Here is a 9,252-nt window from a genome sequence, read left to right on the forward strand (position 1 = left end):
AAAGAGCATCAGGCCGCTACGGGCCATAAGCGGCAGCGCTGCGCCGAGGGCAGCCTTGCGCAATACCTCGTACTGGGACGCGATGGTCGACGGTTGGATCGGGCATGCCGCCGTCGCGGCAATGTTTACGTGCCGCTTTTTTTTAGAACCCGCTCGATCGATCTGGGATGAAGCTCGATATCGAGTTCCTGGCGGAGCAGCTTGGCCAGTTCCCGGGCGCGAACGGGTTCTCCTGGGGCGAGCTGCGCCTGCAGAAATGCCAGGACTTTGTCGTCGATCTTGTGGGGACCGCGGGGGCCCGGCTTTGTCGGCACCAGTCCGGCAATCCCGGCCATGTCGAAGTTCACCTTGGCCTGGTAGTAGGTTGGCCTGGAAACACCATATTCGTCGGAGGCCTCCGTCACCGACACCTTGTCGATGGAGACGCGACGCAGCATCTCGTATTTGATCTGCACGGCGTCGTGCGGATCGAAGAACTCGCTGCCCCGAAACTTTGGATCGCGCACCTTCTCGGGGGTTGGATTGAACGTGCCCTCTTCGATGAGGACAGCGGTCTTTGTGCGCTTGCTGTCGTACTTCGCAGACATCGATGGCTCCGAGGACATGAAGCGACGTAATCGTAATGTTAATTATGACGCAGTTTGCTGTCTCGTCAAGGCAATCCTCATGGTTTACCATCATGCATCCCTTGTAATTGCGGTGATAATTCCATCAAAATAGTACCTATGCGGCATAATCAGCTTTACATGTGCGGCATATTTGTCTTTACAACTCCTGCACATCATCGTGCTCTGGAAAGGCGCTCCACCAAGGCGGCCAATTCCATTAAGTCGGCGACCCGCAAGAGCGGCCGTCCGTTACCCATGACAACTTCAGGATCTGGGCTCACAAGGTCAGTCCATTGCGGGGGAACGGACCAAACGGTGGCATCCTCGGTCTGCAACAGCAAACGTTTGCCCTGCGAGTTAGCTCGCTCGCCGACGCAAGGAAGCTGTTGTCCATAAAGGGGATGAAACGGGTGCATGACCCGCACTAACTGCTGACCTGCGCTGGTCGGGGCTGCATTCTCAGATGAGGTACAAAATCTTGGAACAGGGCAGCTTTGCATGGCCCAAGGTGCAGGATGGAACGATGCGGCTGTCACGTGCGCAGTTTGAAGCGTTGTTCGAAGGGCTCGATTGGCGACGAGTGATGGCGCGGCGGGTGGCACCGCCAACTGCGGCAGGATGACTCACCGGTTCGGTTTTGGCGTTGTTTTGTTAGGCTTTTCTGCTTCGATTTGCTATGAAGCTGCATGTCGCAGCCGATCGATCTCAGCCAGTTCCCGGACCTTCCCGTCGAGGTATTGAACGCCTTTGCGGCGGTGCAGTTCGAGCTGTCGGTCGAGCGTGCAGCACGTCAGCATGAGCAGGCGGTGGTGGCCGAAAAGGACGCCTTCATCACCGAGCTAAAGGAACTGATCGAGAAGCTTGAGGGCCAGGTTCAGGACTACCGGCGTACGAAGTTCGGGCCGAAATCGGAAAAGCTGGATCCAACGCAGATGGAACTGGCGCTGGAGGACCTGGAGACGGCGATTGCCGAAACACAGGCCCAGATCGCCGTCGTCGAGAAAAAGATCGCGGCGAGCGGACCCGATATCGGCAAGGACGTCCCTCGCAAACAGCGCAAGACGCGCGCGCTGCCTGAGCACCTGCCGCGGGTCGAGCGGGTGATCGAGCCCGACAGCATCGCTTGCCCCTGTGGTTGCGGCAACATGGTTCGGATCGGCGAAGATCGGACGGAACGGCTCGATCAAATTCCGGCTTGCTATCAGGTGATTGTCACGATCCGCCCGAAATACGCGTGTCCCAAGGGCCGCACGGGCGTGGTTCAGGCCAGAGCGCCGGCGCATTTGCTGGAAGGTAGCTGGCCGACCGAAGCCCTGTTGGCGCAGATCGCCGTGTCCAAGCATTCCGAACATATGCCGCTCAACCGTCAGGCGACAGTCATGGCCCGGCACGGAGTGCCGATCGACCGCACGGTCCTGGCAGATTGGATGGGCCGGACGGGTGCTGCGATCGCGCCGGTGGTAGACCACATGGCCATGATCCTGAAACAGGGCAGCTCAAGGCTCTATGTCGACGAGACCACGGCCCCGGTGTTGGATCCGGGAGGCGGCAAGACCAAAACTGGCTATCTCTGGGCGGTTCTGCGCGACGATCGCGGCTGGAACGGCTCTGCGCCGACTGGCGTGGTCTTCCACTACCGGCCTGGGCGTAAAGGCGAATATGCCGCAGAAATCCTCGACGGCTTCAACGGCACGATCCAGGTCGATGCCTATGGTGGCTACTCGCACCTCGCCACGCCGGACCGTACGGGCGGCGATCCGTTGAAGCTGGCCTTCTGCTGGGCGCATGGCCGCAGAAAACTGATCAAGGCCAGGCCGAAGAAGGGGTCGCCCATCGTCGACGAGGCGTTGTTACGCATCGCCGCTCTTTACAAGATTGAAGACGGCATCCGAGGCCGTGATCCCGAATATCGCCGGGATGTCCGCCAACACCTGTCCCGCCCATTGGTGGATGAGTTCTTCACCTGGCTGTCCGCCCAAGCCGCGCGCGTCTCGCGCAAGTCCGACCTCGGTCAGGCTATGGCCTATATGCTCAAACGCCAGGATGGCTTCCGGCTCTTCCTCGATGACGGCTGCGTCGACATCGATTCCAACCTGGTCGAAAACGCGATCCGCAGCCCGGCCATGAACCGCCGCAACGCCTTATTCGCCGGGCATGACGAGGGTGGCCGCAATTGGGCCCGGTTTGCCAGTCTGATCGGAAGCTGCAAGATGAACGGTGTCGAGCCCTATGCCTATTTGCGCGATCTCTTCATCAGCCTCGCCAACGGCCATCTCGCCAAAGACATCGACGCCCTCATGCCCTGGGCCTATGCGCACCGCCGGATCAGCGCCTCACAGTGAGCTCGTCCGGGACTCTTCGATGAGCTCACAGGACATCCGCAAGCGATAGACCTGACCGCTGCAACCGCAAAATCAATGGGATGGAGACGCCGCATACGTTCATCACTCATTTCAGGCTCAGAATGTGAGAAATTCGTGGCAGAACGCGACCACCCACTGACCGCAGTCTCTTCGGTTGGGTGATCGCCTTCATTTGCGTCACTGAGTTTGGGTATCAGACTGAATTGTCTGCGACGACCCTGTGAACATTGGCGTAGCAGGTCTAAATGCCCAGACCAGCAGGATGCTCATCGAGACGACGAACAGAGAGAAAACAAGACGATTTGACATGGCGCTTTCCTCCATAGTTGGAGCGCTGTGAATGCAGGTTCAGCATTCGTCGCCGTGTCAGGTCGAGTATTTCTGGCAAGGAGACGCGCAAGCGCCTTAATCGAGGCGTCGCGGTCCGTGCGGTACGGGCGGGTTTGAAGTGTCCTGTCGCCGCATGGCAACGTGGGAAGTGTACCACGTTCTTGCTTGCGGGCGCGTCAAATAATCAACTGCACGATGTGCGAAAAGGGCGTCATCGCCCATCTGCCGTTAGCATCCTTCGCAGTTCTGTAAATGATGAAGTCCCGACCGATGGTGAACTTCCCGTGCATAGTGATCTCGTTACCAGTTGAGAGCACGGCGCGAAGTTCGTTTGCATGACGGTTAGCAATTTCGTCACCGATCAAATCGGCCAAGACCTGGTCTAAAATCATCGGTTTTGAATCAGTCATTGGAAACCCCGAACTGTTGTGCAGATTTGCACTCTAACCGTTCAACCAGCGATTTCCATACGTCGGCGTAGAGCAGCCCGGTAGATCGCCAGCCTCATAAGCTGGAGTGTGTCGCAGGTTCGAACCCTGTCGCCGCAACCAGATCCGTGCCCGGCGGTATCCAGTATAACGAAGGAGAAGGCCGACGACGGCACGAGTACGCGCAAAATTCATGTGTAGCGGCAAGGAAGGCACAACTGTGTTCCTTCACTCCGTCTATTCCGAAGACATCCAGTCCGAGGACGGGCGCTTTACGAAGGCGACCCCTTGGGGTGAGCATCGGATGAACGTCGACAATCCAGACGCTGCAATCCAGTACGAGCCGGGCAAGTCTTATTACCTCAACTTCACGCCCGCCGAGTAATCCCCCAGCGGAAAGGAACCAGCATGCGCCTGCACTTCGCACACTATTAGGGATTCCACCGCTTGTTGGTGATCGCCGACATCTTCGCGGCGGTCGCGGCGATTGTCGCATCCTTCGCACTCGCCGTCGTCCGGTACGGCGCCAGCGTCACCAGGAACTCGCTTCAGGGCCTCGGCATCGCCGCGTGTTGGCATGGTTCGGTGGTGTGCCCGACTTCAGCAGTGGAACTTCCCGGCTGGCGCCTCGGTATCGTTCGCTCACCTTGAGCACGACAAGACGGTTCTGAACTGGCAGGGCTCGCAGATACCACTGACCTGCTTCGACGAGCTAACGCATTTCAGCGCCAAGCAGTTGCCGATGCGATCTGTCGAATACGCCACGTCGTCGTCGACAGACATCGAGGAGGTGCTCGCACTCGCAAGACCTGTTGTGCACGATCGAGGGGCTGCTCTGGCCGTTCCTCGTGCCGGTTTGGCCGGGCGCGTTGGTTGTGTAGCTCGAGTCCTTGCCTGGATGCCGATCAGATGACGCCCAGAGAGTTGAGCAGCGAAACCACGCCGATGATCAGAATGACGATCTGAGCCATCTGCTTCATCGTCGAATCAATCGGAAGCTTCTGGACGAGATAGAGCACTACGGCGACGAAAAGGACTGTGAAGAGGATGCTGATAGCGGCGGTCATGAGCCCAGATCCTTGAGAAAAGAGCCTCTCTGCAATGAAGGCATAAATATGCCCAAGCTCTCAAAAAGGAAGAACTAAATATGGAGAACCCACTAGCCGAGGCGGTCGCTCAATGTCGTCGCTCGGGATGACAGCGTTCGCGACAAGGATGGGAGACCAGACGCGGACGGAACGAGGCCCACGAGACAGAGAACCCCGAAGCCGCCGTGCCGGACTACGGTGCCTTCATTTGGGAATGGTTCTGGAAACTCCGGCAGTCGCAGCCGCCGAGGCTCTCTGGGCCAGTACCGGTTTCGAACCTTGAGTTCATGGCTTGGTGCCAAACCACGGGAAATATGGTCTCTCGCGAGGAGCTGGCGATCCTCAAGGCGATGGACGCAAAGCTCTGCGCTGAGATCGAGAGGGAGACTGAGGCCATCAGAGCAAGAGAGACTGTAAACTAACTGGCGGACGGCCCCGCCTTGTTAGTCCTGGGTTTCTCTTTCAGTTCGGCGACGCGCATGCGGATATTTTCCAACAACTCACGCGCTTCCTTCTGGACAATCAACGCCTTCTCAATTGCCTCGTCGGAGCCATAGATGGCGATAGAACCCACAACACGGTCAACGTGTCGAAGCTGGGTTTCGGCTTTGCGTTCAATCTTCCGGAGTTCGGTGACGTTGGCCGCCGCGTCAGCGGAAGCCGCCAATGCGGCGATGATTTCCGGTTCATTGGAAACAAACTCCTCGCGCTGCTCCTCTTCTTTTTGGCGGCGCTTTTCACGCCGCTGCTCAGGTAACGATTGGTGTAGCGAGGGTAGACGGTTCATGTGCCGTAGAGCTTCAGTCTTCGCTATGTCGACAGTCTCATACGGTTCGGAAAAATACGGTTCGCGTCGATCGTTCGGGTCACCGATGGTGAATTTCCATCCACCATCGGACTCGAACACGGTCACGTCTTTGCCGTGGTAAATCTGCGTCGGGTTTCCCTTCTCGGAGGCGCCCCACTCCTGCAGAATAGGCTGCGGTTTTTTGTGAGCTATAGAAGGTCTCGACTTCTGAAATAGATAAACAGCAGCACCTGCTGCGACCAATAAGACCAACCAGAAAATGCCAGCCTCCATTCGTGTGCGTCACCTTCCATCAAAGTGAAACATGCGCGTTGACTAATGTCGAGTTTCTAATATCCGCCTGGGCGAGAATAGGCGCTTCGCCTACCGCACTTGTTCCCCGCGGCATCGTATTGCCAGCTATACTGGCAGTTGCCCCTATAGTAGGGCGTGTATCCGCCTCCACCACAGTCGTTGTTCGCACAGACCGCCACAGCGGTCCCAACAATCGCCACCGCGACGAGTGCTGCGGCCGCCTGATTTTGTTGCTGAACCATTTGGTTGCACTCGATGGGGCTAATGCCACGTCGCACTAGTTCATAGGTGAGATCTTGTGAAAAATTCAGGTCGGTGTTGGTGATGAAGGTTCGACAGAGAGCCGCTTTGCTCACGCGCGCTGGATCCTTGCGAAAGTCTGCTTGTGTGGTCGTACAACTCGCCAACGCGAGCGCCATCGCAGCGGCCGCAGCGAGCCGCTTCGTAATGTGGATATGCAAGATTTTTCCCCCAGTTCCCTAGGGGATCATGTCACAACTTGTCGAAGAGTCGAGTCGCCTACTTAAACTCTTCTTTGGTGCCGTCTTCGTAGACGACGCCCCGCACACAGGCGTATGCGGTGACTTCATCGTGTTTCAACTTTAACAGCCGTTCGAAAGTCGTCGGCCACTTCCTGATCGTTGTCGCGGATCCACCGCCCGCAATTTCTACGTCTCTATCGAAGGTGTCTGCGGCGACGTGTCCGCCGAGGACATCTTTAAACCCGAAATCAGCATCGAGCATTCGGATCGGCTTTTGAGCGCGGGAATTCACGGTCACCGTTACTTCAATGTTTCGATCTGACCACTCGTCAATCGAAAGAAGGTCGGCATTGCACGCTGCGAACGACAGCAGCACCGTATCGCGCAAACCTTCATTCGGCGCGCGCGCTATCCCAATCATAGCCCATCTGCCCGCTCCAACGGTTTCATGCCGCTGCGGTGATGATCGGCCATGCCATTTAACAAAGAGGAAAAGCACCATGGACAAGAACGTGTCCGCCGGCGCGGCTGTGCTGACGTGCGGCCATTCTTGTTGTGACAATGCGAAGTAACCGATCCACATCCTTTTCGATCTCGTCGCAGATTGCCTCATATTCGTTCAGGAGCGTGCTATCGGCGCCGGATGATCGGCGTAGTCGATCACGGAACATCGCCGCTTTCGCATATGCTCGGCACAGTTCTCGCAAAGCAGGGCTTCGGACCTCCGACAATTGCTGCCGGCGCTCTGGTAATTTGATCTTCAATCGAGAGCGGCCGATTTTCTCAAGGTCCATATGCTATTTCCAGATCTGCCTTACGTTAGATGTTCGCAGCAGTCGATCGACATCTCTTTCGATTTCAGCGAGGACGGCGTTCAAACCGTCGAGATCGACGTGGTCATGACGGAGCGCAACGATCAAGTCATCTCGGGCCATGGCGGCGAGTGCGTATTCTTCACATAACGCACGAAAGGCCGGGCTCCGTTGCGCTTCGATCATCGCTCGCAGCACTGGGAGCCGCATTTTCAATCGGGATCTGCCGATCCTTTCAAGGTCCATAACGGTCTCTCCTGACCTGGCCTTGCCGCCTATCAACTATCGCATGTTTCCCTGAAAATAAAAGAGGTTAGCACCATGACACGACGCATCAACGCGGCGGGCCTTGCGCTCGTCAAGCAGTGGGAAGGCCTGAAGACGAAAGCCTTCGAGACGTAGGCGGGATCTGGACCACTGGCTACGGCCATACAAGCGCGCCCGGCGCGCCTGCGATGACGCCGAACATGGTGATCACCGAGGCAAAGTCCGAAGAGATCCTGCGCGCCGATCTGGCCAAGTTAGAGGAGCGAACCGACGCTAAGCTCGAACATCTTGGTGTTGGCATTCATCGAGCGCGAAATGCACTTGCGGAGGGCGATCACGGTCTCACGGCGGATCTTCTGCGAGATTTCGGGGTAGGGTGCCCCGGGCCAGGTGATCCCAGAGCGCTGCGTTGCTTGGGGCTGGGGCGTCGCTCTGGGATCATTAGCGCCAATGGTGCGGTTGGCGCTCAACCAGCAATGGCAGGACCATTTAGATTCGGCAATGCAACTAGGACCTTTGTCTGCATGGATCGGACTTAAGTCCTAGGTTGTGCTGTCCGCCGCTGCATGCAGGATCCTACATCGCCCGATGCGAGTTGGCTGGTGGCGGCAGCTGCTTGTTGGCCTCCGTCCCTCCTGTCGGCTGCGGTGGGTTTATGGTTTCCAGACCTTCATAGTGGACAAGGAAAGGTGTCAACCTGCATTGGCAAGCGCTTGCATGTCTGCCACCTGTACGATCTTCAGCTTGTCGTCGGGTAGGGCGCGCTGCAGTGCGCGCGCTTCTTCCCACGGAGCCGCAAGCCATGTCGCGACCTCGTTCTTCGTCGTCAGAAGCACCGGCATCGCCTTTTGATGGATTGGCGCAACGACACCATTCGGTTCCGTCGTCAGGAATGCGTACAGGTCCAGCGTGACGAGCCCTTCCTTGATCTTGCGAACGCTGGTCCAATCCTTTACCCAGATGCCGGCGAAGAACATCAATGGGTCGTCGGCAGTGCTTGCGAACCACGCGTTTGGTGTGCGGCCGCCCTCGACCTTGCTTGCTGGATCCGGTTCGGCAAAGCGGGTTACGGGGACGACGCAGCGGTTTTCCACTCCCAGCCAACGCTTCCAGTGCTTACTGGATGTGTTGCGAACATTGGTGGTCCCGCCATCGGGCTCCATCTTCACCAGTTCCTCGAAGTCGACCTCTTTCCCTTTGGCGCGGAGCTTGTCGGCGCGCTTCTTCGCGCCCTCGAAAAGCGCCTGGCTTGAGGACGGCATACCCCAGCGCACCATCGCCAGTTCGCGGCGATCCTGGTTGTTGCGAATGATCGGCGCGAAGCGATCGGGGTAGATGTCAACGGACGGCTCGAGGTTGCCGACCAAGTCATGCGTGACCGATACGAAATCGCGGATCGCCTGCTGGTTCGTGGTCAAATTGTAGAGATTGCACATCGTCATTGCCCCTCAGAAAAAGTCGTCTTTCCATACTGGCTTGCGAACCGTCTTGATCCTGACCAGCTTCCGGATGCGGAGCTTCCCAGTGTCGGCTCCCCGTGGCAACTCGAAAACTGCCCGTAAATAATCCTTGTGATTGCATTTCTCGCAGCGAAAGTGCGGAGCGATCTCGTCAATCGGCACATCACCGCAAAGCTGCAGGAGATCGCGACAGCGGTAGCGATGCGTGATGCGGCAATACATGCAGTCGATCCTGACGATCTGGCCGGTCTCCTCGGCCTTTGTCAGGGTATGCATGCGCTGCCGACGGGTTAAGCCATTCTGTTCCGGCAT

At 57.6% G+C, this 9,252-nt stretch carries 15 protein-coding genes and 1 tRNA gene; 6 read left to right on the forward strand and 10 right to left on the reverse strand.

Annotation, left to right across the window (positions count from 1 at the left end):
- Positions 1-125: 125 nt before the first annotated feature.
- Together C6558_RS26470 and C6558_RS41710 are read right to left on the reverse strand one after the other, a co-directional pair.
- Positions 126-587 (reverse strand): helix-turn-helix domain-containing protein, encoded by a 462-nt coding sequence (locus C6558_RS26470; protein WP_107027931.1) that lies wholly within the window; start codon positions 585-587, stop codon positions 126-128.
- Positions 588-781: 194 nt separating this feature from the next.
- Complete coding sequence (locus tag C6558_RS41710) at positions 782-1,108, reverse strand: DUF5372 family protein (RefSeq protein WP_371412301.1); 327 nt, start codon at positions 1,106-1,108, stop codon at positions 782-784.
- On the opposite strand from C6558_RS41710, the gene tnpB reads away from it, so the two are divergent.
- Positions 1,045-1,230 (forward strand): IS66 family insertion sequence element accessory protein TnpB, encoded by a 186-nt coding sequence (tnpB, locus tag C6558_RS41715; protein WP_371412305.1) that lies wholly within the window; start codon positions 1,045-1,047, stop codon positions 1,228-1,230. The two genes, C6558_RS41710 and tnpB, sit on opposite strands and share 64 nt — an antisense overlap.
- Before the next feature lie 64 nt (positions 1,231-1,294).
- Positions 1,295-2,950 carry an IS66 family transposase gene (locus C6558_RS26480; protein WP_107027933.1) on the forward strand — a complete coding sequence of 552 codons (1,656 nt, stop codon included), beginning with the start codon at positions 1,295-1,297 and terminating at the stop codon, positions 2,948-2,950.
- Between the two features lie 527 nt (positions 2,951-3,477).
- On the opposite strand, the gene C6558_RS26485 is transcribed toward C6558_RS26480, so the two are convergent.
- Positions 3,478-3,711 carry a hypothetical protein gene (locus C6558_RS26485; RefSeq protein ID WP_057225604.1) on the reverse strand — a complete coding sequence of 78 codons (234 nt, stop codon included), beginning with the start codon at positions 3,709-3,711 and terminating at the stop codon, positions 3,478-3,480.
- Between the two features lie 60 nt (positions 3,712-3,771).
- Between C6558_RS26485 and C6558_RS26490 the strand changes: the two genes are divergently transcribed.
- From C6558_RS26490 to C6558_RS40375, 3 genes are all read left to right on the forward strand, one after another.
- Positions 3,772-3,852: transfer RNA gene (locus tag C6558_RS26490), tRNA-Met, on the forward strand.
- Positions 3,853-3,949: 97 nt separating this feature from the next.
- Positions 3,950-4,114, forward strand: a complete 165-nt coding sequence (locus C6558_RS26495; protein ID WP_244497509.1) for a hypothetical protein — start codon at positions 3,950-3,952, stop codon at positions 4,112-4,114.
- A gap of 62 nt (positions 4,115-4,176) precedes the next feature.
- Positions 4,177-4,380: a hypothetical protein gene (locus tag C6558_RS40375; protein ID WP_162254176.1), complete on the forward strand. Its 204-nt coding sequence runs from the start codon at positions 4,177-4,179 to the stop codon at positions 4,378-4,380.
- Between the two features lie 254 nt (positions 4,381-4,634).
- Here C6558_RS40375 and C6558_RS26505 read toward each other — a convergent pair whose 3' ends face one another.
- The 5 genes from C6558_RS26505 to C6558_RS39735 form a co-directional block, all read right to left on the reverse strand.
- Positions 4,635-4,796 carry a Thivi_2564 family membrane protein gene (locus C6558_RS26505; protein WP_107027934.1) on the reverse strand — a complete coding sequence of 54 codons (162 nt, stop codon included), beginning with the start codon at positions 4,794-4,796 and terminating at the stop codon, positions 4,635-4,637.
- Between the two features lie 439 nt (positions 4,797-5,235).
- Complete coding sequence (locus tag C6558_RS26515; RefSeq protein ID WP_057225610.1) at positions 5,236-5,898, reverse strand: hypothetical protein; 663 nt, start codon at positions 5,896-5,898, stop codon at positions 5,236-5,238.
- A 540-nt stretch (positions 5,899-6,438) separates the two neighbouring features.
- Positions 6,439-6,903 (reverse strand): hypothetical protein, encoded by a 465-nt coding sequence (locus C6558_RS26525; protein WP_245449221.1) that lies wholly within the window; start codon positions 6,901-6,903, stop codon positions 6,439-6,441.
- The gene (locus tag C6558_RS40035; RefSeq protein WP_057206286.1) at positions 6,881-7,195 is read right to left on the reverse strand and encodes a hypothetical protein; all 315 of its coding nucleotides are present in this window, start codon (positions 7,193-7,195) and stop codon (positions 6,881-6,883) included. The genes C6558_RS26525 and C6558_RS40035 overlap by 23 nt, the downstream gene beginning before the upstream one ends.
- A 3-nt stretch (positions 7,196-7,198) precedes the next feature.
- Positions 7,199-7,459: a hypothetical protein gene (locus C6558_RS39735; protein WP_146160916.1), complete on the reverse strand. Its 261-nt coding sequence runs from the start codon at positions 7,457-7,459 to the stop codon at positions 7,199-7,201.
- A gap of 119 nt (positions 7,460-7,578) precedes the next feature.
- Here C6558_RS39735 and C6558_RS41720 point away from each other — a divergent pair, with 119 nt between their 5' ends.
- On the forward strand, positions 7,579-8,019 hold the full coding sequence (locus C6558_RS41720) for a glycoside hydrolase family protein (RefSeq protein ID WP_371412302.1): 441 nt from the start codon (positions 7,579-7,581) through the stop codon (positions 8,017-8,019).
- A 153-nt stretch (positions 8,020-8,172) separates the two neighbouring features.
- Here the strand turns inward: C6558_RS41720 and C6558_RS26535 are convergent, their stop codons facing one another.
- Together C6558_RS26535 and C6558_RS26540 are read right to left on the reverse strand one after the other, a co-directional pair.
- The gene (locus C6558_RS26535; RefSeq protein ID WP_057206431.1) at positions 8,173-8,916 is read right to left on the reverse strand and encodes an SOS response-associated peptidase; all 744 of its coding nucleotides are present in this window, start codon (positions 8,914-8,916) and stop codon (positions 8,173-8,175) included.
- 12 nt (positions 8,917-8,928) lie between these two features.
- Entirely contained in the window at positions 8,929-9,252 is a 324-nt protein-coding gene (locus C6558_RS26540) for a hypothetical protein (protein WP_063963246.1), read from the reverse strand.

The organism is Ensifer sp. NM-2 (assembly GCF_003024455.1).
Taxonomy (GTDB): domain Bacteria; phylum Pseudomonadota; class Alphaproteobacteria; order Rhizobiales; family Rhizobiaceae; genus Ensifer; species Ensifer canadensis.